General features: G+C 45.8%; 20 protein-coding genes and 1 riboswitch. Of the genes, 11 read left to right on the top strand and 9 right to left on the bottom strand.

Annotated features, from left to right (window positions below):
• Positions 1 to 111: 111 nt before the first annotated feature.
• From rpoH to ftsY, 4 genes are all read right to left on the bottom strand, one after another.
• Positions 112 to 978: an RNA polymerase sigma factor RpoH gene (rpoH, locus tag ACHUFM_RS06825; protein WP_063334194.1), complete on the bottom strand. Its 867-nt coding sequence runs from the start codon at positions 976 to 978 to the stop codon at positions 112 to 114.
• Between the two features lie 129 nt (positions 979 to 1107).
• Positions 1108 to 2115 carry a permease-like cell division protein FtsX gene (ftsX, locus tag ACHUFM_RS06820; protein ID WP_394180801.1) on the bottom strand — a complete coding sequence of 336 codons (1008 nt, stop codon included), beginning with the start codon at positions 2113 to 2115 and terminating at the stop codon, positions 1108 to 1110.
• Positions 2115 to 2786 (bottom strand): cell division ATP-binding protein FtsE, encoded by a 672-nt coding sequence (gene ftsE, locus ACHUFM_RS06815; RefSeq protein ID WP_013797893.1) that lies wholly within the window; start codon positions 2784 to 2786, stop codon positions 2115 to 2117. The genes ftsX and ftsE overlap by 1 nt, the downstream gene beginning before the upstream one ends.
• A 34-nt stretch (positions 2787 to 2820) precedes the next feature.
• Positions 2821 to 4077 (bottom strand): signal recognition particle-docking protein FtsY, encoded by a 1257-nt coding sequence (ftsY, locus tag ACHUFM_RS06810; protein WP_394180799.1) that lies wholly within the window; start codon positions 4075 to 4077, stop codon positions 2821 to 2823.
• A 172-nt stretch (positions 4078 to 4249) separates the two neighbouring features.
• On the opposite strand from ftsY, the gene ACHUFM_RS06805 reads away from it, so the two are divergent.
• From ACHUFM_RS06805 to ACHUFM_RS06755, 11 genes are all read left to right on the top strand, one after another.
• Entirely contained in the window at positions 4250 to 5566 is a 1317-nt protein-coding gene (locus tag ACHUFM_RS06805; protein ID WP_394180797.1) for a peptidase M16 family protein, read from the top strand.
• The gene (gene rsmD / locus ACHUFM_RS06800; RefSeq protein ID WP_394180795.1) at positions 5566 to 6174 is read left to right on the top strand and encodes a 16S rRNA (guanine(966)-N(2))-methyltransferase RsmD; all 609 of its coding nucleotides are present in this window, start codon (positions 5566 to 5568) and stop codon (positions 6172 to 6174) included. Before ACHUFM_RS06805 ends, rsmD begins: the two co-directional genes overlap by 1 nt.
• Before the next feature lie 194 nt (positions 6175 to 6368).
• Positions 6369 to 8255, top strand: a complete 1887-nt coding sequence (locus ACHUFM_RS06795) for a methyl-accepting chemotaxis protein (protein ID WP_394180793.1) — start codon at positions 6369 to 6371, stop codon at positions 8253 to 8255.
• Between the two features lie 159 nt (positions 8256 to 8414).
• Positions 8415 to 9596, top strand: coding sequence for a homoserine O-succinyltransferase MetX (gene metX, locus ACHUFM_RS06790; RefSeq protein WP_394180791.1), 1182 nt, complete (start codon positions 8415 to 8417; stop codon positions 9594 to 9596).
• Positions 9586 to 10182, top strand: coding sequence for a methionine biosynthesis protein MetW (metW, locus tag ACHUFM_RS06785; RefSeq protein ID WP_394180789.1), 597 nt, complete (start codon positions 9586 to 9588; stop codon positions 10180 to 10182). The genes metX and metW overlap by 11 nt, the downstream gene beginning before the upstream one ends.
• A 51-nt stretch (positions 10183 to 10233) precedes the next feature.
• Positions 10234 to 10839, top strand: coding sequence for an RdgB/HAM1 family non-canonical purine NTP pyrophosphatase (rdgB, locus tag ACHUFM_RS06780; protein ID WP_394180787.1), 606 nt, complete (start codon positions 10234 to 10236; stop codon positions 10837 to 10839).
• Positions 10836 to 12005: a radical SAM family heme chaperone HemW gene (gene hemW, locus ACHUFM_RS06775; protein WP_394180785.1), complete on the top strand. Its 1170-nt coding sequence runs from the start codon at positions 10836 to 10838 to the stop codon at positions 12003 to 12005. The genes rdgB and hemW overlap by 4 nt, the downstream gene beginning before the upstream one ends.
• Before the next feature lie 374 nt (positions 12006 to 12379).
• Complete coding sequence (locus ACHUFM_RS06770; protein ID WP_063334183.1) at positions 12380 to 13963, top strand: BCCT family transporter; 1584 nt, start codon at positions 12380 to 12382, stop codon at positions 13961 to 13963.
• Between the two features lie 69 nt (positions 13964 to 14032).
• Positions 14033 to 14140, top strand: a riboswitch (yybP-ykoY riboswitch).
• An 84-nt stretch (positions 14141 to 14224) separates the two neighbouring features.
• Positions 14225 to 14791, top strand: a complete 567-nt coding sequence (locus tag ACHUFM_RS06765) for a TMEM165/GDT1 family protein (RefSeq protein ID WP_394180783.1) — start codon at positions 14225 to 14227, stop codon at positions 14789 to 14791.
• An 11-nt stretch (positions 14792 to 14802) separates the two neighbouring features.
• Positions 14803 to 16659 (top strand): DUF294 nucleotidyltransferase-like domain-containing protein, encoded by a 1857-nt coding sequence (locus ACHUFM_RS06760; protein ID WP_394180781.1) that lies wholly within the window; start codon positions 14803 to 14805, stop codon positions 16657 to 16659.
• A gap of 3 nt (positions 16660 to 16662) precedes the next feature.
• Positions 16663 to 17373: a 3'-5' exonuclease gene (locus ACHUFM_RS06755; RefSeq protein WP_394180779.1), complete on the top strand. Its 711-nt coding sequence runs from the start codon at positions 16663 to 16665 to the stop codon at positions 17371 to 17373.
• 6 nt (positions 17374 to 17379) lie between these two features.
• On the opposite strand, the gene ACHUFM_RS06750 is transcribed toward ACHUFM_RS06755, so the two are convergent.
• From ACHUFM_RS06750 to ACHUFM_RS06730, 5 genes are all read right to left on the bottom strand, one after another.
• On the bottom strand, positions 17380 to 18438 hold the full coding sequence (locus ACHUFM_RS06750) for a LacI family DNA-binding transcriptional regulator (RefSeq protein WP_113873208.1): 1059 nt from the start codon (positions 18436 to 18438) through the stop codon (positions 17380 to 17382).
• Positions 18439 to 18585: 147 nt separating this feature from the next.
• On the bottom strand, positions 18586 to 20205 hold the full coding sequence (locus ACHUFM_RS06745; protein WP_394180776.1) for an alpha-glucosidase family protein: 1620 nt from the start codon (positions 20203 to 20205) through the stop codon (positions 18586 to 18588).
• A gap of 72 nt (positions 20206 to 20277) precedes the next feature.
• Complete coding sequence (locus ACHUFM_RS06740) at positions 20278 to 21372, bottom strand: ABC transporter ATP-binding protein (protein WP_394180774.1); 1095 nt, start codon at positions 21370 to 21372, stop codon at positions 20278 to 20280.
• Positions 21373 to 21443: 71 nt separating this feature from the next.
• Positions 21444 to 22586, bottom strand: a complete 1143-nt coding sequence (locus ACHUFM_RS06735; protein WP_394180772.1) for a carbohydrate ABC transporter permease — start codon at positions 22584 to 22586, stop codon at positions 21444 to 21446.
• A gap of 1 nt (position 22587) precedes the next feature.
• On the bottom strand, positions 22588 to 23598 hold the full coding sequence (locus tag ACHUFM_RS06730) for a carbohydrate ABC transporter permease (protein WP_113873204.1): 1011 nt from the start codon (positions 23596 to 23598) through the stop codon (positions 22588 to 22590).
• Between the last annotated feature and the right edge of the window lie 70 nt (positions 23599 to 23668).

Here is a 23668-nt window from a genome sequence, read left to right as displayed (position 1 = left end):
CCTGAGTCCGATAGCGTATCGAAATCAGGCCTTGAAAGCCGCTTAGAACAGAGTCCAACTTTATGGGGTCAGTTCACTAGGAGGGCTTTTTGATATTTAGAACAGGCTTATTTAGTCGAATTGACCATCACCCATGGCAACACGAATCTTCTTCATCGCATTCTTTTCAAGTTGGCGAATACGCTCCGCGGAGACACCATACTCATCCGCCAATTCATGCAGAGTCGATTTACCGTCAGACAACCAACGTTGTACCAAAATATTTCGACTACGTTCATCAAGATCAGCCATCGCAAGCTCAAGACGCTGATTAGAGTCCTCTTCCCAATTGCCATTTTCTAGCAACATAGCTGGGTCAGAGCGATGATCCTCTAGGAACTGAGAAGGCGCTTGGTAAGCGCTATCATCATCGTCATCTGCAGACGCATCGAACGCCATGTCAGACGCACTTAAGCGACCTTCCATTTGACGAACAACCTCTGGCGTGACACCAAGATCACTGGCAACCGACTCCACCTCAGAATTACTAAACCAAGACAGGCTTTTCTTCGCACTGCGTAGATTAAAGAACATCTTACGCTGCGCTTTAGTGGTCGCCACTTTCACAATGCGCCAGTTTTTCAGAATAAATTCATGTATTTCGGCTTTAATCCAATGTACTGCAAACGACACCAGACGCACACCCACTTCTGGGTTAAAACGCTTCACCGCTTTCATCAAGCCGACGTTCCCTTCTTGGATCAAGTCACCTTGAGCTAAACCGTAACCAGAGTAACTTTTCGCAATGTGCACAACAAATCTCAGGTGCGACATAACCAGTGTACGGGCCGCTTCTAAGTCTTCTTGATAATACAAACGTTCTGCCAGTGCTTTTTCTTCCTCCGCTGTCAGAATTGGAATCCGACCAACGGTTTGTATATACGACTCAAGGTTTTGACCTGGAGTCATCATATCGATAGGCTGAAGAGCTTTACTCATCTCTATTTCCACCTTTTAATTTTTCATACTCTGTATGACAAAATACTAACAAGTTAATTCTGCGTATGTGTGACATAAATGTGAATAAAACGTGGCGAATTCAATTTGGACGAAACACGCCTGTTTAGGTCACTGCAGTTCAATATTGGCAATGTGTCGGTTGACTGCAATCCAAGCCCCAACAACGCCAACAAATGTACTAATAGTTAAACATAAAACAATCTCATCTGCATTAAAAGTCTGCAGTTGAAAGTCGCTTTGATACAAATCAATCAAGCGCTCTGCTGGTGCACTTACCCACCAGCTAAGCACCAGAATACAAAGGCTAGCGAATACACCGCCTAACATTCCAAACCAAAATCCCATGTATAAAAAAGGCCGACGAATATAGGCATCGGTCGCACCAACCAATTTCATGACCAAGACCTCATCGCGACGACTTTCCACCGCCACACGAATGGTATTACCCACAATTAACAACACAGCAATCACCAGCAATACAGACAAAGCGTACGAAAAACGCTGCCCAAAACTCAGTATATTGGCAAGGCGCTGTAACCATTGTGCATCTAATTCGGCGATGTCTACTTCCGGCTTAGTCGCTAATTCATCTCGTAACGTCTGCAAGCTCGACAAGGTCGTGACATCCACCGCTTCTCTCGGGATCACTCTTAGCACAATCGGCAAAGGATTTTCTGATAAGGAAGAAAGTGTCTGCTCATAACCACTAGAACGCTCAAAGTAACGTAAGCCTTCTTCTTTAGAAATGTATTCCACAGACGCGACATCAGGTTGTGCCGAAATCTGATGGGACAGAGCCAAAGCCTCTGTGTCTTCCAAATTGGGAAACAGGTAAAGCGTAATGACAGACTGCCTCTCCCATTGGTCGGTGACCGTTTGGACATTTTTTAGTGCCACATAGAGCCCACCCGGTAAAGATAAGGCAATGGCAATCACCATCACGGTCATCACACTGGCCAGAGGGTAACTGAGCAAACGCATAAAACTTTCTTTCAAAGTCGTTTTATGCTGTTGAAAATATAAGCTCGCGTTAAAACGAGAACGTGTCGGCCAATGGTGCTTCGAAGCTTTTACTGATGCACGCGTGGCGCCTCGCTGACTTGGCTTTTGTGCCATTAAGCGAACCCCCCATCATTGACCATACGACCTTGGTTTAAGGTCAAGACTCGATGTCGCATGCGCGCCACTAATGCCAAATCATGACTCGCCACCAATACCGTCACACCGACACGGTTAAACTCTTGGAATAGATTCATAATTTCAGCGGACAGCTTAGGGTCAAGGTTACCTGTCGGTTCATCGGCCAGCAGCAGTTGCGGCTTATTCACCACCGCTCGCGCAATCCCCACGCGTTGTTGCTCACCACCTGACAAGGCCATTGGGTTGAACTTTTCTTTTTCCAACAATCCAACTTTGTCCAGCGCTGCACGAACACGTTTCGCAATCTGCTCGTGGTCGGCGCCACTAACTTGCAAAGGCAAAGCCACGTTATGAAACACACTGCGGTCCAATAATAATTGGTGATTTTGAAACACCACCCCAACACGACGACGATGTTGTGGAATCGCTCGTCGACTTAAGGTACGCAAATCCACACCATCAATCAGAATTTGTCCGGAAGTCTGACGTTCAATCATCATCATGAGTTTCATCAGTGTACTTTTGCCGGCCCCAGAGTGACCGGTCAAAAAGGCCATTTCACCTTGCTGCAAATGAAAACTCACTTGCGATAAGGCCTCTTGGCCACTGTCGTATTTCTTACCAACGCGCTGAAATTCGATTTCCACTCTGCTTCACTGTCCTGATTGTTAGATGACTTGTCTAGTCTTGATCCCCTGAGAACAGAGCATCAATAAATTCTTGCGCTACGAACGGGCGCAGATCATCAGCCTGTTCACCGACGCCGATGTAACGTATTGGCAGACCAAACTGTTTCGCTATGGCAAAGATAATACCGCCTTTTGCAGTACCATCAAGTTTCGTCAAAGTAATGCCGCTGACGCCAACCGCTTCTGAAAACAACTTAGCTTGACTAATGGCATTCTGACCAGTTCCCGCATCCAATACCAGCATAACTTCATGCGGCGCTTGCTGATCGAGCTTTTTCATCACACGAACGACTTTCGACAACTCATTCATGAGGTTTTGTTTGTTTTGCAAACGGCCAGCCGTATCGGCGATGACAACATCAATGTTTTTCGCTTTTGCCGACTCAATCGCATCGTAAATCACCGATGCCGAATCCGCGCCGGTATGTTGCGCAACCACAGGCACATTATTACGCTCACCCCATACTTCTAATTGCTCCACAGCCGCGGCACGGAAAGTATCACCTGCGGCAAGCATCACACTCTTACCTTCAGCTTGATACTTCTTCGCTAACTTGCCAATGGTGGTGGTTTTGCCCACACCATTCACCCCCACCATCAAGATCACAAACGGTCCATCGGCGTTAGTCGGTTCCAACTCTTGTTGGGATTGCCCTAGAATCGCCGCCATGTCCGCTTTTAAATGCGTTAACAAAGCGTCCGCCTCTTTTAGTTCTTTGCGGTTAAGCTTTTCCGTCAGACCTTCTATTAAGGTACGAGTCGCATCAATGCCGACATCCGCCATCAACAACTGAGTTTCTAGCTCTTCAATCAGCTCATCGTCTACTTTTCTACTGCCACTAACGATTGAGGACAAACCTTTGCCCAGACCACTTCGTGTACGAGTGAGACCGGATTTAATACGCTCAGACCAAGACAAAGTCGAGACCTCTTCTGACACGTCAACTGGCACAGCAACGGCTTCTTGCTGTGGCTGCGACGCCACTGAGGCGCTGTCGGTCTCATGTGAGTCGGTCATTTCTTTAGATACAATGGTTTCTTGTGATTCAACCGACGACTCTTGGACATTTTGAGCTTCTGCATCCTGTTTCTTTGCTTGCTCGATATCTGCACTCATTTTTTTCACAAAACGACGACGAATCACAAACGCCAACAAGGCCATCAAGGCGCCAATCACCATAGGAGCATAACGGGCGTATTCACCAAGATAGGGAGTAAAAAAAGCAATAATCTGATTAACAACTTCCATTCAATTCGTCTCTTTGTTTTGGCTGATGCAGTAAACACCAGTGAAATGCTATCATAAGGACTTGCGCCATTGTGATGGACGCAGAAAATGACTATTTTATCATCATTCTGATTCGCAATCAGGCCTGTTTTCACACAAATTGTTCTGTTAACAGGCTGTCTAAAGGTTCACTATGCGCGACAAAAATAAGCCTCTTTTTAGCCGCCCCGTCTTGGCGGCGATTATGTTGTTCTCCACACTGGCGATTTGGCTCTTAAACCTCACCGCTCCAAGCGCGAAATTGCCGACCCCCGACATTGAGCAATGGACTACAGACTCTGGCATTCCTGTGGTATGGCTTAACCAAGACGCTTGGCAAGGCAGCGACAAACTCGAAATTCGTTTTTCTTTTCGCGCTGTCACCACAGACACCAAGTTAATTCAGTCGACACTCGCCATGCTAATGAGTGATGCGCTACCGCTTAGTACCGCCTCAATTAACCAAAGATTGTCCCCTTTAGCTGCGAAGGCGACTACTTACTATGATCACGAAAACCAACTTCTTGGGATAACCGTCAGCAACAATCCGTCATACCTCGTCCCAAGCCTCAAACTGACCAAAAGCTGGTTAACGCAAACAGCATTCAAAAGTCGCACTTTCGACAATTGGCAAGGACGCAACCCTTACCAGCAAACCGTTCAGCATGAGTTAGAGCAGATACTTTTTTTTCAGCAAAACACACCACCGATTGAGCAAATCTCTTTAACGGACGTGAAAGAGTATTATCAAAAAATGACGCAATCGGTCGCGACGATTTATATCATTGGCGACATGTCCGAACAAAGTCAAAACATTGTGAAAGCAGGCTTAAATGCAATTACAGCGTCATTCTCACCCACTTCCGAGACTGAAAAGAGCCACTCAGAAACCATTAATCTAGCCTCCTTAAGTGCTCTGATTCAACAAAATCAAGGCGCCCTATGGCAAACTCGAAGCGCCCTTGCTCTATCTCCTGTTAACACGGTACAAGAATGGCTGAGTTTGCAAATTTGGGGAGCCGATCTAGTCGACAGTTTGAACGCACAAGAACATATCGACTTTGTTCAACTTGCCTTAGCCCTATCACCTCATCACCCATGGGTCTGGTGGAACGTTCAATACAGCCAAACCAATCAACGCGCCAATGTCAGTAACATTGCAACAGGAGAGCCAGACATCAGCTTAAAAAGCTTTGTATTTGTTGAACAAGTTCCTTCCATCAAGGATAAAAAAAGATTTGAACAATTACTGGAAAACCTCATTATTCAGTTAGAAGAAAACACCTTATCACCCACTTGGTGGAGTGTCATTGCAGGGCAATTTACCCATCCAGACAGCAAGTTGACGCTAGAAACTTTTGCACTAGACTACAAGGAAGCTGTCGACGCTTTCCGCTATGAAGACTACCAAACCGCTTTAAAACAACTAATCAATGCGCAAACTTATCAAGAGATTCAGGTTTACCAATAATGAGAAAGCACGCCTCTAACAACCAAGCAGCTAACAAAACCAAGAACAAGTCGACCAAGCTCCGTATTATTGCTGGAGAATGGCGTTCTCGTCAGCTACCTATCCCAAACGTCGAAGGTTTGCGCCCCACACCTGATCGAGTACGTGAAACTCTGTTTAATTGGATCAACCCATACCTACCTGGCGCAGTCTGCGCCGACTTATTCTGTGGCTCAGGTGCCCTAGGTTTAGAAGCCTTGTCCCGTGGTGCCAAGCAGTTAACCTTTGTTGATAACGCCAAATTGGTCACTAGACAGATGACGGATAACCTAGCCACCTTGCAAGCATCGCAGGCCCAAGTCATTCAACAAGCGGCAGACGCCTATCTAAGCCAACCAGCCAATCAAGCATTTGATATCGTATTCTTGGATCCGCCATTTCGAAAAGGTTGGCTTGAGAAAGTCATCCCACTATTGGAACAAGGATGGCTAGCCGAACGAGCATTGGTCTACATTGAAATGGAAAAAGAAACACCTCTTACCGTCTTACCGGAACACTGGCAACTCAGTAAAGAAAAAGTCGCCGGACAACTTGTTTACCGACTATTTAACGTGTCGCGCCCACGTTAAATAAGCGCTATTGATAACCTTTTACAAATGCGTTTGCCCCATTAAGAGGCAAACGCCTTCTATCATCTTTTAGAAAACTTAGACGCCATCGGCCTCAGCACAAGTCATTGATATGTGCACGGTATTTGCATAGGTAAGATTACTTTACTGATTCATGTTTTCATCAGCCGCTCACAAGGCAGGTAGGTCTAATAATGCTGAAAAACCTTTCGTTCAAAATCAAACTCATGCTCTTGCTCGTGTCCGCCATTATCGGCTTTATCATTGTCACCTTTGTGGCCATTGAAGGACTGTCTGCTCAACAAAACGCCAATGGCGACGTTCGAACACTGTCTAAAATCCAAACATCCAATGATCAAATTAGCATCAATTTATTGGCCATAGCCGATCGTTTTCGGTCAATTTCAAGCGATAACGTCGAAGACTATATTCAGCTGGTCGAAAACCAAGAACAGCAAAATGCCAACATCACACAGACCAACATAGAAAGAAGCAATGACGTCAATTTAAGCACGACTTTACAAGGTAATCTTGAGATCATCCGTCAATACAGCGCGATTTTATTAGACCTCGCTCGCGAACAAAACATTATCGGATTCGACTCAACATCAGGGATGCGTGGCCAGATCGATCAGCTTGGCAATAAAATAACCGACGACATCAGCAACCTAAGCTTGCTCAAGCGTGAATTTTCTAGCGTACGCCAAGCAGAAGCCAGCTACCTTTCAGACCCGACTGCAGACAATTTAGAAAAATTCACCGGTAATTTTGAAAAATTTGATCGTCGTATTTCTAATTTTGGCTTCCAAAGTAGTCACGGTGTCACCGCCAATGCTTATCGTGATGCCATACTTAAGTATGGTCAGGAGTACCAAAAACTGCTGACAACGGAAAACCTATTTAACCAGCAAAAACTGGCCTTTCGAGACAGTCAAACCAACGCCAGTCAAGTCATTGAACAACTGATGACAGCCGCGGAACAGGAAGCCGAAAGTCGCTCTACTCAAGCCAATGCGACACTGCTAACGGTTAGCTTTGCTGTGATCGTTTTTGCCACATTATTAATGATAACCATAGGGCGTAGTGTTAATGAATCACTCAAAAACATCATCAGTGATTTAAATAAAGTGAAGCAAGGAGACATGTCCTCTAAAGCCAGCGTTAATCTAAAACGTTTGGATGAGTTTGATCAGTTAGGTCAATCACTAAACGAAATGACCGAGGGGTTAGGTGATGTTCTCAAAGATGTGGTCACGACAACGGATACCTTTAATACCATGTCCAGTGACCTAAACAGCAGTATTAGAGACATCACCACCAGTAACCATTTAGTGAACCAGCGTACTCATTCTTTGGCCACGGCAACAGATGATATCTCAAATCGCTTAACGGAATTATCGAACACCACGGACACACTTAAAAACCAGTCTAATGATACTTACCAATCCGCTAAGTCTGGTGCCGATACAATTAACCTTGTATTGACCAGCATTAACGATACGGTGAGCATCGTCCAAGTTACCAGCGATCAATTAAATCAACTCGGACAATTATCAAAAGACATTGATAACGTCATCGCCATGATTAATGATCTTGCCAACCAAACGAATTTATTAGCACTCAATGCCGCAATTGAAGCCGCTCGAGCGGGTGAAGCTGGACGCGGTTTTTCCGTGGTCGCCGACGAAGTCCGTGCTCTCGCTGAAAAAACTGTAGATGCCACGGCGAAAATCACTGAAATCGTCAATACCATTCAGCGTTCAACTCATTCGGCCATCACTACGATGGAAAGCGGCAAATCAAACCTCAGTATCATTAGTGAGAATGGCAGCAAAGCGGAAGAAGCCATGCGCAACATTGAGCAGTTCGCCATGACAGGCACGCAATCAACAGATTCCATGGCAAACGCCATCCAAGACGTTGCCAGCACCGCTGTTGAAATGAGCACCGAAATGGAGCAAATCGCACAACAACTTAGCCAAGACACCAGTTCGATTGATATTTTGGCGGACAAAACCCAACAAATTCAGCGACTTTCTGAACAATTGGCGCAAAAAACCAACATCTTCACTCTGGCCTAATATAGAATCCCCTTTATTACCACCAAATAAAGGGGATTTCCTTCTCTATCCCTTGATGGCAAACCATGCAGCCGCTAGACTGTGTGGATTCATTTTTTGGTCTAGTTCCCCACTTATCTTCACGGGAACACGAGTATTTCATTAGGATTACCAACACCCATGCCAGACGCCATTCCAGTCGATTCTGTGGGCCTAGTCACACCACAGATTGCGCACTTCGACAAGCCGTTGACGCTTACCTGCGGGCAAACCTTGGCATCGTACCAACTCATCTATGAGACATATGGCACGCTGAACCAGGATGCTTCCAATGCCATCTTAATTTGCCACGCATTAAGTGGCGACCATCACGCAGCGGGCTACCATGATATGGCTGATAAAAAGCCGGGGTGGTGGGATTCGGCCATTGGACCAGGCAAAGCCATCGACACCAATCGTTACTTTGTCATTGCCCTGAATAACCTTGGAGGGTGTTGCGGTTCAACGGGGCCGACCAGCATCAACCCTGAGACCAATCAAGTTTGGGGAGCGGACTTCCCGATTGTGACCGTAGAAGATTGGGTCGAAAGCCAAGTCCGCTTAGCTGACTTGCTAGGCATTCACACCTTTGCCGCGATAGTTGGTGGTAGCTTAGGGGGAATGCAGGCTCTTGAGTGGAGCATTCGTTTTCCAGAGCGTCTCAAATCTGCCGTGATTGTCGCCTCAGCACCAAAACTATCAACCCAAAATATCGCTTTCAATGAAGTCGCTCGTCAGTCAATTCGACGTGATCCCGATTTCTTTGATGGTCGCTACCTAGACAATGAATCGGTACCGACCAATGGTCTTGGTTTGGCACGCATGCTAGGCCACATAACGTATTTGTCCGATGATGCCATGGGGGAGAAGTTTGGTCGTCAGATGCGCCATGAGCAGTATCAATACAACTACGGCATAGAGTTTGAGGTCGAAAGCTACCTACGTTATCAAGGCGAGGCTTTCACCAAACGTTTCGATGCCAATACCTACATGCTAATGACCAAAGCACTGGACTATTTCGACCCCGCCGCGCAAACCAATGGTGACTTGGCGGCCGTTTTAAGCCGTGCTCAATGCGAGTTCCTTTTAGTGTCCTTTACGACCGATTGGCGTTTTTCACCAGAGCGAAGTGAAGAAATCGTCAATGCGCTGATTAAAGCAGGCAAAGCGGTTTCTTATGCAAAAATTGAAGCCACTGAAGGTCATGATGCTTTCCTATTTCCCATTCCTCGCTACATGCAGGCGGTAAACAGTTTTTTAACACGCATCGCGGATCAAGTAACGCTACCTGCTCGCCAAGGAGAGTCTGAACATGCGCGCTGATTTAGAAATCATAGACGAATGGATTCAACCCAATATTCGCGTACTCGATTTGGCCTGTGGTCCCGGTGAACTGCTCTATCATCTAATCAATCACAAGCAAATCCGTGGTTATGGTTTAGAAATTGGCCCAGAAGATCTGAACACCTGTATTCAAAAAGGCATTCCAGTGTTGGAGCAAAACATTGATGAAGGTCTACAGAACTTTGAAGATCAGAGTTTTGATCTCGTACTAATGACCCATGCTTTGCAGCAATTTCGTCGCCCAGATTTGCTGATCGATGAAATGCTACGCATCGGCAAAGAGTGCATTATAACCTTCCCTAACTTTGGTCATTGGCGCAGCCGCTTACATCTGGCACTAAAAGGTCGTATGCCTGTATCAGAGTTTATGCCGTACAACTGGTACGACACACCCAACATTCACTTTTTCACCTTTCAAGACTTTGAGCGCTTGTGCCACGAAAAAGACATTAAGGTATTACGTTGGGCAGCGGTAGATGGCCACCTAAAAGACCATTGGTGGATTCGCTCTATGCCTAATCTATTCAGTGAAACGGCTATTTTTCATATCAGCCGAAACGCCTAAATCAGCAGACATCGTCGCCATTTTAGGACGCCGTTGCAAGAGGACAAAAACGTGAAAAAAACCATCGTGTTGGCCAGTAATAACGCCGGAAAAATCAAAGAATTCAATGCTTTGCTGAGCGATATAGGCTTTGATGTCAAACCTCAAAAAGAATTCCAGGTAGAAGACGCCGATGAAACCGGGCTCAGCTTCATCGAGAATGCCATTTTGAAAGCCCGCCATGCTTGTGCAAAGACAGGTCTACCTGCTCTGGCAGACGACTCAGGCATTGAAGTCGACTATCTAAAGGGTGCTCCCGGGATTTACTCCGCTCGTTTTGCCGGCGAACACGGTAATAACCAAGCTAATAATGACTTGCTATTGGAAAAATTAGACGGTGTTCCAACGGAGCAAAGAACGGCTCGTTTCCATTGTGTGCTGGCCTATATGCGCCACCAGAATGACCCGACACCTAAAGTCTTTCACGGCGTTTGGGAAGGTCGCATTCTAACGTCAACAGAAGGCCAAGAAGGGTTTGGTTATGATCCGCTGTTCTTCGTACCTGAATGCGATTGCAGCGCCGCCAGTTTGCCGAAAGAAGTCAAAAATCAGATCAGTCACAGAGCCAAAGCGCTGCAACAACTGTTAACTGCGTTTCAGCAGGATAACACCTTGTGAGTCGATTACTGCCACCGCTCAGCCTATACATCCACCTACCTTGGTGCGTCAAAAAATGTCCTTATTGTGATTTCAACTCCCATCAAGCAGATCGTTTTACCCAAGACAATCAACTGCCAGAGGAAGCTTATCTCGCACAACTACTGGCCGATCTTGAGGTCGATTTACCTTACGTCGCTGGGCGACCAATACAAACCGCCTTTATTGGTGGTGGTACACCCAGCTTAATGAGCGAAGATTTTTATTACCGGCTAATGGACACCCTGCGTGACAAACTGACTTGGGCCGACGATGCAGAAATCACCATGGAAGCCAACCCAGGTACCTTTGAACAAGAAAAGTTTCGTCATTTTCGACAAGCAGGCATCAATCGCCTCTCCATTGGCATCCAAAGTTTTCAGCCAAAGCTGTTGAAAACCCTAGGAAGAATCCACAACCGCGAAGAAGCCATTCACGCTGTGGATAAGTCCAGAGCTGCAGGCTTCGATAATATTAACCTAGATTTAATGCACGGTTTGCCTGACCAAAGCCTAGACATGGCAATGGCGGATTTAACATTGGCCATGACCCTAAACCCTGAGCATCTTTCTTGGTATCAACTCACCATAGAACCCAATACTGAGTTCTATCGTCGTCCTCCAGCCTTACCAGAAGACAATACCCTATGGGAAATTCAAGATGCAGGGCAAGCTTTATTGGCTGCGCAAGGTTATGCGCAATATGAAGTATCGGCTAATGCCAAACAAGGACGCCAAGCCGCGCACAATTTGAATTATTGGCGATTCGGTGACTACATTGGCATCGGTGCAGGGGCACACGGCAAGATTACATTAGTTAATGGTCAAATATTTCGTACTCGAAAGACTCGCCACCCAAATCACTATCTGAACAACCTACCAGAGGCACTCGTTATTAAAGAAGCCATTAACCCAGAGGACATGCCACTGGAGTTTATGATGAATCGCTTACGTTTGTTTGAATCCTTTGATTTACAGGAATATCGAAGATATGCACAGAGTGAGTTACCAAAATCACTGATTCAAGCCTGTAAAACCGGTCTACAGAGAGGTTTACTCGACGAAGACGCGTGGCAAAAAGAACACATTAAAACCACAGAAAAAGGCAAACTCTTTCTCAATGAACTGCTTGAACTCTTTCTCCATTAATTCCTGCAACAAGGGTGCATCGCATTTACTATAATTTGACATCTAACTAAATTGATGTAACTCTTGCCCCGATAATTCAAAAAAGGCCGTCTTCGATGGCCTTTTTTGGCTTAATTGGAATATCAAATTAGTGATGTTTCCAACAACAATCTCAATGTTAAGCATATGATTGCGTTCTGTTTTGAACCATGAGTTTCCTTGTGAGCCGAGTGCGATACTAAGCATTCCGATGATCCAAAACAGAACAAAATACGTCGCTTAAAGAACAATTTAAGAAGCATTATTCTTATAGGGTTAAGTGATAAGCCGTGATATTCACGCATGTTGTTGCACATTGAGAGATTGGAAAAGTTTCACTTCATCAGGAGAATATTATGAGCAATAAAGCACCTGACAGTGGTCGGGCGGAGTACAACACGTCTTACAAGGTTGGACAGGACAATATCCAATTCCTTGGTTTGGACGTCCTAAACCCAGTCTTCACCACCAGCGCCTTGATCATCTTGGCCTTCATTCTTGGTAGTATCTTGTTCCCTGCCGATGCAAGTGCCGTTCTTTCCGGAGCCAAAAGCTGGTCAATTAATAACTTTGACTGGTTCTTCATGGTCGCTGGTAACATCTTTGTTCTATTTTGTTTGGCTTTGATTCTGTTGCCTTTTGGTCGCATCCGTCTTGGTGGCACCGAAGCGAAAGCAGAGCACTCAACCATCACTTGGTTCTCCATGCTGTTCGCTGCTGGTATGGGTATTGGTCTGATGTTCTGGAGTGTGGCAGAACCTGTTGCGTACTACACAGGCTGGTACGGCACACCATTCGAAGTCATGAAAAACACCCCTGAAGCAAAAGATCTAGCCATGGGCGCCACTATGTTCCACTGGGGTCTTCACCCTTGGGCTATTTATGCGGTTGTCGCACTTTCATTGGCTTTCTTTGCATACAACAAAGGGTTACCGCTAACAATCCGCTCTGCTTTTTACCCACTATTTGGTGAAAAAGTATGGGGCGTTATTGGTCACTTTATCGACATCATTTCCGTGATTGCGACGATTTTTGGCTTGGCAACCTCTCTTGGTTTTGGTGCGCAACAAGCCACCAGTGGTTTGAATTTCTTGTTCGATATTCCAAACACCCTCACGACACAAATTGTTGTGATCTGTGGTGTGACCGCAATTGCCATTATCTCTGTTGCTCGCGGGCTTGAAGGCGGTGTGAAGCTGCTTTCCAATGTCAACATGATCATCGCTGCTGCCTTGGCTATCTTCATCGTGATTGTTGGCCATACTGGTGCTATCTTCGCCGCAATGGGGTCGTTCTTACTGAACTATGTCGAACACATTATCCCTCTAAGTAACTGGATTGGCCGTGAAGATGAAACCTTCTACCATGGCTGGACTGTATTCTACTGGGCTTGGTGGATCTCCTGGTCACCTTTCGTCGGGATGTTTATTGCACGCGTTTCTCGCGGTCGTACCGTACGTGAATTCATTATCGCCGTATTACTTGTACCAACTTTGGTCACACTGGTTTGGATGTCTGTGTTCGGTGGATCAGCACTGGAACAAGTTCAAAATGGTGTTGGCGAATTAGCAAACGGTATCAGTGACTCTTCTTTGGCTATGTTCCAAATGTTTGAGCACTTACCACTAACGGCGATCACTTCTTTCGTAGGCATCATTCTCGTCTTGGTGTTCTTTGTTACCTCTTCTGACTCAGGCTCCTTGGTTATTGATGGCATTACTGCGGGCGGTAAAACCGACGCTCCGATGATTCAGCGTGTGTTCTGGGCGGTATTGGAAGGCATCATTGCGATTGCCTTACTAGTCGGTGGTGGTTCTGAAGCGCTGGGCGCAATTCAAGCAGCTGCGATCACCATTGGCTTACCTTTCACCCTATTGATGCTGGTTATGTGTGTCAGTTTGTGGAAAGGTTTAAGCAGTGACATGCACCTGTATAAGTAAAACTTAACAGATATACAAAGGGCGGCTTCGGCCGCCCTTCTTGTTTCAGTACGTAAAATACACTATTATCACCCCATCTTAGGGGAGTAATCTTCTTTGCTATCTGCAAAGATTCTTTGTCAACATAATTGAGCCACATGCTCATGGCAAAGAAGTCCTGACGCCATTCGCAGGATTGATGAGACTTAAGACAAGAACTTGACTCAGGTGGGCTCAAGTTGTTTGTCTTTTGTATTATCGCCCACCTAGGAACATATCAAAATGGAAGCGCTGTTTACTTCTACTTCAACGGTTGCCTTGGCTGAAATGGGCGATAAAACCCAATTATTAGCACTCTTTCTAGCAACACGATTTGCCTCAAAAACCCCAATTGTACTCGGCATTCTCATTGCCACGTTATTGAATCACGCTGTGTCGGCGTGGTTTGGTTCAGCCATTGCCGCATGGATTCCAACCTATTTTGCTAGCTGGATTGTGGGATTCAGCTTCATCGCGGTCGGTTTTTGGCTATTGATCCCAGATAAAGACGATAGTGAGGAAAATCAATTATTAAAATACGGGGCTTTCTGCGCCACTTTCATACTGTTTTTCCTAGCTGAAATTGGCGATAAAACACAAATTGCCACGGTTTTATTAGGCGCTCACTATGGCAGTGTATGGGCGGTCTTGATAGGCTCTACCTTGGGCATGATGATGGCCAACGTTCCTGTGGTCTTTGCTGGACGCTGGTTGATGGATAAAGTCGACGCCAACTACACACGAAAACTGGCTTGTATACTCTTTATCATCATCGGCATCATTACCATTGTGACTCCGCAACTCACTTAAAAGGCCTAGTTATGGACGTTGAGTTAACTGAAATTTTGGAAGCCATTTGTCAGCACGCGCCCTTCAATGATATTGCAGAAGAAGCCCAGCTGAGTGAGATGACAAAGGAAATCGAAATCCAATACGTTCGTGCAGGCGAATGGGTTATTTCCCCTGGCACACTCAACAACACCTTGTTTTTTATTCGTAGCGGCGCCATTGAAGCCTTGAGCAGAAAAGACAAACTCATTCGTCGTATGAACGAAGGTGAATTGTTTGGTTATGCTTCTTTATTACGCGGCGGCAAATCCTCACAATCCATGCGAGCCATCGAAGACAGTTTGTTATACCGTATTCCTGCTCGCTGGTTTCTCAAGCTATACGAAGAAAACGATACCTTCTCTGACTTCTTTGAACTCGCGCGAGAAGTTCGTCTGCGTCTCGCCATGGACTCACAAAGCTCCGATGTCTCTTTAATGACTTGTCCTGTCATGAGCTTATTAAGACGCCAGCCAGTCAGCACAACAGCCGATTCAGACATACTCACTGCCGCGCAAATCATGACCGACAAGCGTGTTTCCAGTTTATTAATAACCGAACAGGATGAGTTAATTGGCATTGTCACCGATCGTGATCTTCGTACTCGAGCCTTAGCCAAAGGGCTTCCTTTTGACACACCAATTTCAGACATTATGACGCCAAAACCTATCGTCATGGACAGTCGTGACTACGCTTCTGAAGCCGTACTCAAGATGATGGAACGCAATGTTCACCACTTACCAGTCATTAAAGACAATCGTCCCATTGGGGTGGTTAGTACAGGTGATATTGTCCAAAAAGAAAGTCACGGCAGTGTGTATTTAATCAGCGACATTTTCAAACAATCCAACATAGAAGGTTTACAAGCCATTAGTCGTAAGATGACACATACCTTCACTCAATTAGTCGTCGCAGATGCCAATACACAGATGATCGGCAATGCCATGTCACACATCGGCACCGCTTTTGTGAAGCGTTTATTACAATTGGCCGAAGATCAATTTGGTAAACCTCCCGTGCCCTATTGTTTTGTCGCTCTAGGGTCACAGGCTCGCGAAGAACAAATCATAAAGACGGACCAAGATAATGCTTTGATTCTCAGCGATAAGTACGATGAAAGCCTTCACGGTGAGTATTTCGAGAAACTCAGTGAATGGGTGTGTCAAAATCTGGATAAATGTGGCTATGATTTATGTAGCGGTGACATTATGGCGTCAAACCCTCGCTGGCGTCAGCCGATCTCTGTATGGAAACAGTACTTTACGGATTGGATACGTGAGCCCAAAGCAGAAGCATTACTGCGTTTGTCTATCTTCTTCGATTTACGCGGTATTTATGGGGACAAAACCCTAGCCACCAAACTCAATCGTCACATTCGCGCAGAAGCCAAAGCACACTCGGGCTTCTTGACCTTTATGGCCCGCAATGCAAACCAAAGAAAGCCGCCATTAGGCTTCTTCCGGCAGTTTGTCTTGGACGGCGAAGGCAAACAATCACGCACCTTTAACTTGAAAGAAAGAGGCATTGCGCCAATTATCGACATAGTACGAGTGCATGCCTTGGCGATTGGTAGTGATAAACTCAATACCTTAGAACGACTCGAAGACATTGAAGCGGAAGGGCTTCTTCCTGATGGACGAGCAAAAGATTTGGCCCTCGCCTTAGAAATGATTGGTATGGTGCGCATTCGTCATCAGAAAGACCAAATTGATGCCGGCGAAACACCCAATAATCATGTGAACCCAGCTAACTTATCCTCTTTCGAAAAACGCCACCTCAGGGATGCTTTTGACATAGTGTCGCGTCAACAAGAGTTCATCAAATTCCGCTATGCCGGTAAACGCAGTTAAATTATGGCTAACATTGATTTCAACAAAGGCGTTTCCTTCCAAGATTGGCAAGCTAACTTTGAACAATGGGCTGAGGAAGCACCTGAAGGCGCCCTAAAACGTTACTATCAAGCGGGGATGATCAAGGCCACAACGCCACTCAAAGACACCCCCTTGCTCGCACTGGATTTAGAAACCACAGGATTAGACCCAAAAACCGATGAGATCATCAGTTTGGGATTAATCCCCATGACCCATAATGCTATTCGTTGTCAGGGCGCACGTTATTGGATGGCCAAACCCAAGCGTGATTTACATGCCGAATCCGTTACCATTCATGAAATTACTCACGCTGAATTGGCGGAAGCGCCAAGATTGGACAGCATTTTAGATGAGATTTTGGACGCTCTAATTCAACAAGTCGTTGTCGTACATTGTGTCTCGATTGAGCGTCAGTTCTTACTAGAAGCCTCGCTTAAACGCTACGGCTACCCATTATATTTTCCCGTGCTAGACACCATGGACATCGAGCGACAGGTACAACATAAACCTTGGTGGAAACGCTTTGGCAAGCCAACATCATTACGTTTGGATGCTTGTCGACAACGCTATCATTTGCCTAGGTATAAAGCGCACCATGCTCTGACGGACGCGCTGTCATCTGCTGAGTTACTGCAGGCTCAAATTGCCTATCACATGAACCTAGAGACCGACATTAGCGACTATTGGCTTTAACAGCCCTTATAGGGCTGGACAGCTCTCGCGAATCACTAATTCAGTTTCCAGTACCACGTCTTTGGCTTCACGTAGGCCTAAGAAAACTTCCGCTGCAACTCGACCTTTCTCCACGGTTTGCTGGTGAATCGTAGTAATGGATGGATGAAAATTCTCACTTTCAGCAATACCATCAAAGCCCACTACTTGTAGGTCTTCAGGAACGCGAATACCCAATTGCAATGCCGCTTGAACCGCCGCAATGGCAATGCAGTCACTCATACAAAGCAATAACTTAGGACGACTGGCCATGGTGAGCGCTTCACGAGCCGCTTGATAAGCCAATTTGTGATTGTTCTCAGGAATGTTCCAAATGCACTCAGATGGCACTGTGATTTGATGTTCTTTTAACGCTTCAAAGTAACCGTACAATCGCTGAATCGAAATAGAAGCAGCACGATCAAACAACTCGTCCTCACGAATCCGACAAACCCTGTCAGTATCCAATAGACTCAACCCCAGAATAGCCACGGTTTCTGGATTGTGCTGCAAAGCATGTTTCGCAATGGTATAAGCACCACTGTGATTTTCCACGTTCACCGAGGTCGTACCGGGAATAAAACTGTCAACGGTAATGATATTTTTGTTCGGCATTAACCAAGGTGCATTAATGCACTGCTGAGGTTTATGGCCGTATACAATAAAACCGTCCACCATCGAAGATTGCATGCGACTTTGAGCATCCTGCTCCACTTCATCTGAAGACAACAACAGCATGTTATATTCATTGGCCTCAAACACCTCTGCCATGCCTTTCAGGAACTGATTCGCAACCGGGTCTGTTAAGCTATAACTTAAATCATCCGACAATACGATACCGACAATCCCTGTACGCCCAGTTCGCAAACTTCGTGCTGCGGCATTTGGACCAAAATAGCCCATTTTTTCACATTCACTAAGAATATTTTCGCGCAAACTGGCTGACAGTTGATCGGGGCGATTAAAGGCATTAGATATGGTTGCCGTTGATACCTCTAAACGTTCTGCAACGTCTTTTAAGGTCAGTTTTTTTATACTTTTTTTCATACAAGCACTCACTAGAATTAAGAGTCTTATCCAGCCAAGAGTCCATTTGACGCTCTGGAGAAGACCCAAACATTCTATCAAGCTTTCTGAAAAGTACGAATAGCCACATTCATTTTAAGGACTTGATGCGGCTTTCGTGAATTTTTCTTAGCGCAGACGCGCGTAGCAAGCTTGATAAGCAGGTAAGGTCAAAGTTTGACCCGACAACTGGCATTGGAAACCGTGACCGTCAAGAAGTTCCACGCCACCTGAACTCAGCGTGGCAACTTGCTCTTCACCTGTCATATTCAATACCACGAGCAAAGACTCTTCTTGGTAATCACGAACAAAAGCAATCAATTCACCGTTAGCAACGTCGATCTGTGTTAGTTCACCGTTCACCAATGCTGGTTGCTGTTGACGCCATTTTATGAACTGACGCATCTTATGTAACAAAGAGTCAGAATTCGCTTCTTGCTCTGCCACACTCAATGGCAAGTGGTCTTTATCCACTGGCAGCCAAGGCTCAATCGTTGAGAAACCACCCTGAGCTTTGTTTTCCCACACCATAGGCGTACGGCAACCATCACGGCCTTTAAAAACTGGCCACAAAGGAAAACCGTATGGGTCCTGAATACGCTCATACGGTACTTCTGCCTCAGGCAAACCAAGCTCTTCACCTTGATACAAACAAACGCTACCACGAATAGAGGCAATCAACGCTGTGGTAATTAATGGGTAAGCTTCACCATCTTCATCTGCGCCCCAACGAGTACGGGCACGCACCACATCATGATTTGACACAGCCCAACATGGCCAACCATCGCCAACAATATCTTGCATGTTTTTTAGTACATCGCGGATGTAAGCTGGTGAGTGTGGTTTGTTCAATAAATCAAACGTGTACGCCATGTGCAATTTATCGCCACCAGACGTGTACTCTGCCATGCGATTTAGAGGGAAGTCGTCACCGATTTCACCCACAGTCGTACTGCCAGGGAACTCGTCCATCAGCGCGCGCAACTCTTTGAGGAACGCCAAGTTTTCTGGACGGCTCAAATCATACACGTGACGCTGGTAAGTGTATGGGTTGTCTTCAGGCGCACCTTTGGTTTTTGGCTCGCCTGGCGGTACAGGTGGATTGTCTTCCAAACCTTCACTATGGAAGTAGAAGTTCACCGTATCTAAACGGAAGCCGTCGACCCCTAACTCTAGCCAGAAACGCATGTTATCCAGATGGGCCTTGCGTACTTCTGGATGATGGAAGTTCATGTCTGGCTGAGACTCTAGGAAGTTGTGCAAGTAATATTGCAAACGACGACTGTCCCATTTCCAAGCGCTGCCACCAAAGATGGATAACCAGTTATTTGGTGGAGAACCGTCTGGCTTAGGATCAGCCCAAACATACCAATCTGCTTTGGGATTGGTCTTATCTTGACGGCTTTCTTCAAACCAAGGGTGTACGTCAGAGGAATGACTGATTACCTGATCAATCATGACCTTTAAACCCAGTTCATGAGCACGATTCACTAGTTTTTTGAAATCGTCCAAGCTACCAAACATAGGATCAATGTCACAGTAATCCGATACGTCGTAACCAAAATCTTTCATTGGTGAAGTAAAGATAGGCGATAACCAAATGGCATCCACACCCAACGAAGCAACATAGTCTAACTTGCTAGTGATACCCACCAAGTCGCCTACACCGTCGCCATTCGCATCCATAAAACTACGCGGGTAAATTTGATAAATAATCCCGCCTTTCCACCAGTTCAAGTTGGTTGTCATACTGACTCTCCAAAAACAAAAAATTTGGGATAAGGCAGCGCCTTATCCCAATCAACAATAAGACCTATAAAATTAACGACGATAAGACAGTTCGTTATCGTCAAATAAATGCATTTTCTCTGGTGAAGTCGACAAATGAACCTGTTCACCACGTTGAATACTCAACGTACCCGACTCTTTCGCAATCACCATGTCTTCACAACCTGGCACTTGCACGTACAATAGGGTCGCTTCACCAAGAGATTCGATAAAAGACACGGTTCCAGACAAGATGCCTTCTTCTTCGCTCGCCACCACACTCAGATCTTCAGGACGAATACCAAAGAACGCCGCTTTGGATTGCTCGCTTGCTTCCGTGTTAATTGGCGCTGTCACGGACATTTTCGCCGACAAAGACACTTCTGTTTGCTCGCCCGTTTTTTCGATTCGACACGGCAAAATGTTCATTGCCGGAGAACCGATAAATTTCGCTACAAAAACGTTTGCAGGGTGTTCATAAAGCTCAAGCGGTGAACCGACTTGTTCGATATTACCGGCTGACAACAGCACGATTCGATCTGCCAATGTCATGGCTTCTACCTGATCATGGGTAACATAGATCATGGTAGAATCCGGCATGCTTTCTTTCAGGTTGGCTATTTCCATACGTGTTGCTACACGAAGTGCTGCATCCAAGTTAGATAAAGGCTCGTCAAACAAGAACACTTTTGGACGACGAACAATCGCACGACCAATGGCCACACGCTGGCGTTGGCCACCTGACAAAGCTTTTGGCAGACGGTCAAGGTAAGGGGTCAATTGCAGCATATCAGCCGCTTTACGTACTTGCTGGTCAATGTCTTCCTTGCTGGTTTTAGCAATTTGCAAGCTGAACGCCATGTTGTCATACACCGTCATGTGCGGGTACAAAGCGTAGCTCTGGAATACCATGGCAATGCCACGCAAAGCAGGTGGAATGTCGTTCACTACCTGACCGTCGATCTCCAACGTACCAGCCGAAATATCTTCCAGACCAGAGATCATGCGCAATAGGGTCGACTTACCACAGCCTGATGGACCAACAAACACAATGAACTCACCTTGCTTGATGTCCAAGTTGATGTCTTTTAGGACTTCAACTTTATTTGAATAAATTTTCTTTACATGGGTTAACTTAACATCAGCCATGATTTAAATGCCTCAATCTAAATGCTTACCTTGAGTGGGGAGCTTGGCTCAACCCACTCGCCTAGGTGGTTTTATTTCACAGAGCCTGCCAGCAAACCGCGCACTAAATAGCGCTGTAAGCTAAAGAAGACCAATAACGGAATAATAATGGTGATAAAGGCAGACGCCGTCAGAATCTCCCAGTTACCGCCACGAGAACCCAAGAGTTCACGTAACTGCCCAGTCAGTACCAAATGCTCCTGATTATTGCCCAAGAACACCATAGCAATGAGCAAATCATTCCATACCCAAAGGAATTGGAAGATGGCAAAAGACGCCAACGCAGGGAAAGACAAAGGCAAAATAATTTTGCGGAAAATATCAAAATCAGAGGCCCCATCGACACGTGCCGATTCAATAATTTCGCCCGGCAAACCTGAGATATAATTACGCAATAGATAAATCGCCAGCGGTAAGCCAAAACCAGTATGTGCAAGCCAAATCCCCACATAGGTTTTTGAACCTACCCCAAAAAACTCGCCAATCAAGTTGTAACTCTTCAGCAACGGAATCAATGACATCTGTAACGGCACAACCAGTAAACCTACGACGCCAGCAATCAGCAAGGCACGTCCAGGAAAACGCATCCACGCCAAGGCATAAGCCGCAAACGCCGCCACCAAAATAGGAATAATGGTCGCTGGGATGGTCACCGTCAGAGAGTTAATGAAAGATTGGCCTAGACCTTCCGCACTCAACACTTCGCGATAGTTATCTAAAGTGAAACGCGGTGGGATTTCGGCGGTGTAGAAGATTCGCTGGCCACGAGAGCCTTTCCATTCAGCCGGTGAAGACAAAACATAATCGCCATTCGCATTAACCTGCAAAGTGCGGCCTTTTTTCATTTCGGCTACGTCACCAGCAGCATAAGCTTCAGGCTTTAGTGAGCTAAAACCAAATCGCGCGATCTCACCGTTACCACCTTCCAACAAGTTACCGCGAATCACAAAGCGATCACCTTGTTGTACTTGTGATTTAGGCTCATAAGCCCTTGCCACAAGACGCTGTTCAGAGGTTGATAAGGCCGTCCACCAGCCAGATACCGAAAGTTGATCCTTATCGCGAATCGATGAAATAAACAAACCGGCTGTTGGGATGGTCCACAGTACCACCAAAAACAACACAGTGGCATGTACTAAAAAAGTCAGCGGCGTACGCTTTGAAGAGGCAACCATATTAACGTCCCTCCATTTCTGCGTTTGCACGCTTAATGTTCCAAATCATGATAGGAATTACCAACACCATAATAACAATTGCAACAACCGCGCCACGGCCGAAATCGCCGCCGCCACGGAACATCCAATCAAACATTTGATTGGCTAATACTTGTGTATCCCACTGACCATTCGTCATGGCCAACACGATATCGAATACTTTTAGTACCAGAATGGTAATGGTGGTCCAAACCACGGCAATGGTTCCCCAAATCTGCGGCACCATGATTTTGAAGAAAATTTGCAAGCCGTTGGCACCGTCCAATACCGCGGCTTCAATGGTTTCATCAGGAATACCACGTAACGCAGCGGACAAGATCACCATAGCAAAACCGGTTTGAATCCAAACGAGGATGATCATTAAGAAAAAGTTGTTCCAGAAAGGAATGGTAATCCAGTTTTGCGGCTCACCACCAAAAAACACCACAATGGCATTTAATAAACCAATCTGCGCATCATCACCGCTGCGGAAATCGTAAATAAATTTCCAGATCACCGACGCACCAATGAAAGAAATGGCCATCGGCATAAAGATCAGACTTTTGGCGATATTGCCCCACCAAATTCGGTCGGTCATGGTGGCGATAATCAAACCAAAAAAGGTCGCCGCCGTCGGCACAACAATCAACCACAACATGTTATTGCGGAACGACTCAAAGAACTCATCACTGCCAAACAACCAAACGTAATTGGAAAGGCCAACGAACTCATCGCCTGTTCTGTCAAAGAAAGACAGACGGAAAGAATCGATCACAGGATAGAATAAATAAAAGGTTAGCAGTAGAACAGCAGGGCCTAAAAACAACCAAGGGCGAACCATATTCGCAGTACGCAAATTTCGCGCAATCTGCTCATAAGGTCGGTCTTTAGTCGGAAATAGTTTATCTAATAAAAAATTAGATCCGTAAAAATAGGCAGCGCATCCCAATACACCCATTATCATAATCGCTAGTGCAGAAGCGAGCTGGGCCATAACATCTCCAAGGTACATTTACGATGATCAGGACTCACGTCCTTCATCTTTTATCTGGCAAATAAATTAC

Origin of the sequence: Marinomonas posidonica (assembly GCF_043643765.1) — a bacterium.
Lineage (GTDB): Bacteria > Pseudomonadota > Gammaproteobacteria > Pseudomonadales > Marinomonadaceae > Marinomonas > Marinomonas posidonica_A.
The sequence above is the reverse complement of the archived record's forward strand: the minus strand, read 5'-3'. Positions and strand labels throughout refer to the sequence as shown.

Coding starts and splice junctions, on each gene's coding strand:
- rpoH (WP_063334194.1), bottom strand. CDS start 978: ATGAGTAAAGCTCTTCAGCCTATCGATATGATGACTCCAGGTCAAAAC.
- ftsX (WP_394180801.1), bottom strand. CDS start 2,115: ATGGCACAAAAGCCAAGTCAGCGAGGCGCCACGCGTGCATCAGTAAAA.
- ftsY (WP_394180799.1), bottom strand. CDS start 4,077: ATGGAAGTTGTTAATCAGATTATTGCTTTTTTTACTCCCTATCTTGGT.
- ACHUFM_RS06805 (WP_394180797.1), top strand. CDS start 4,250: ATGCGCGACAAAAATAAGCCTCTTTTTAGCCGCCCCGTCTTGGCGGCG.
- rsmD (WP_394180795.1), top strand. CDS start 5,566: ATGAGAAAGCACGCCTCTAACAACCAAGCAGCTAACAAAACCAAGAAC.
- ACHUFM_RS06795 (WP_394180793.1), top strand. CDS start 6,369: ATGCTGAAAAACCTTTCGTTCAAAATCAAACTCATGCTCTTGCTCGTG.
- metX (WP_394180791.1), top strand. CDS start 8,415: ATGCCAGACGCCATTCCAGTCGATTCTGTGGGCCTAGTCACACCACAG.
- metW (WP_394180789.1), top strand. CDS start 9,586: ATGCGCGCTGATTTAGAAATCATAGACGAATGGATTCAACCCAATATT.
- ACHUFM_RS06770 (WP_063334183.1), top strand. CDS start 12,380: ATGAGCAATAAAGCACCTGACAGTGGTCGGGCGGAGTACAACACGTCT.
- ACHUFM_RS06765 (WP_394180783.1), top strand. CDS start 14,225: ATGGAAGCGCTGTTTACTTCTACTTCAACGGTTGCCTTGGCTGAAATG.
- ACHUFM_RS06760 (WP_394180781.1), top strand. CDS start 14,803: ATGGACGTTGAGTTAACTGAAATTTTGGAAGCCATTTGTCAGCACGCG.
- ACHUFM_RS06755 (WP_394180779.1), top strand. CDS start 16,663: ATGGCTAACATTGATTTCAACAAAGGCGTTTCCTTCCAAGATTGGCAA.
- ACHUFM_RS06750 (WP_113873208.1), bottom strand. CDS start 18,438: ATGAAAAAAAGTATAAAAAAACTGACCTTAAAAGACGTTGCAGAACGT.
- ACHUFM_RS06745 (WP_394180776.1), bottom strand. CDS start 20,205: ATGACAACCAACTTGAACTGGTGGAAAGGCGGGATTATTTATCAAATT.
- ACHUFM_RS06740 (WP_394180774.1), bottom strand. CDS start 21,372: ATGGCTGATGTTAAGTTAACCCATGTAAAGAAAATTTATTCAAATAAA.
- ACHUFM_RS06735 (WP_394180772.1), bottom strand. CDS start 22,586: ATGGTTGCCTCTTCAAAGCGTACGCCGCTGACTTTTTTAGTACATGCC.
- ACHUFM_RS06730 (WP_113873204.1), bottom strand. CDS start 23,598: ATGGCCCAGCTCGCTTCTGCACTAGCGATTATGATAATGGGTGTATTG.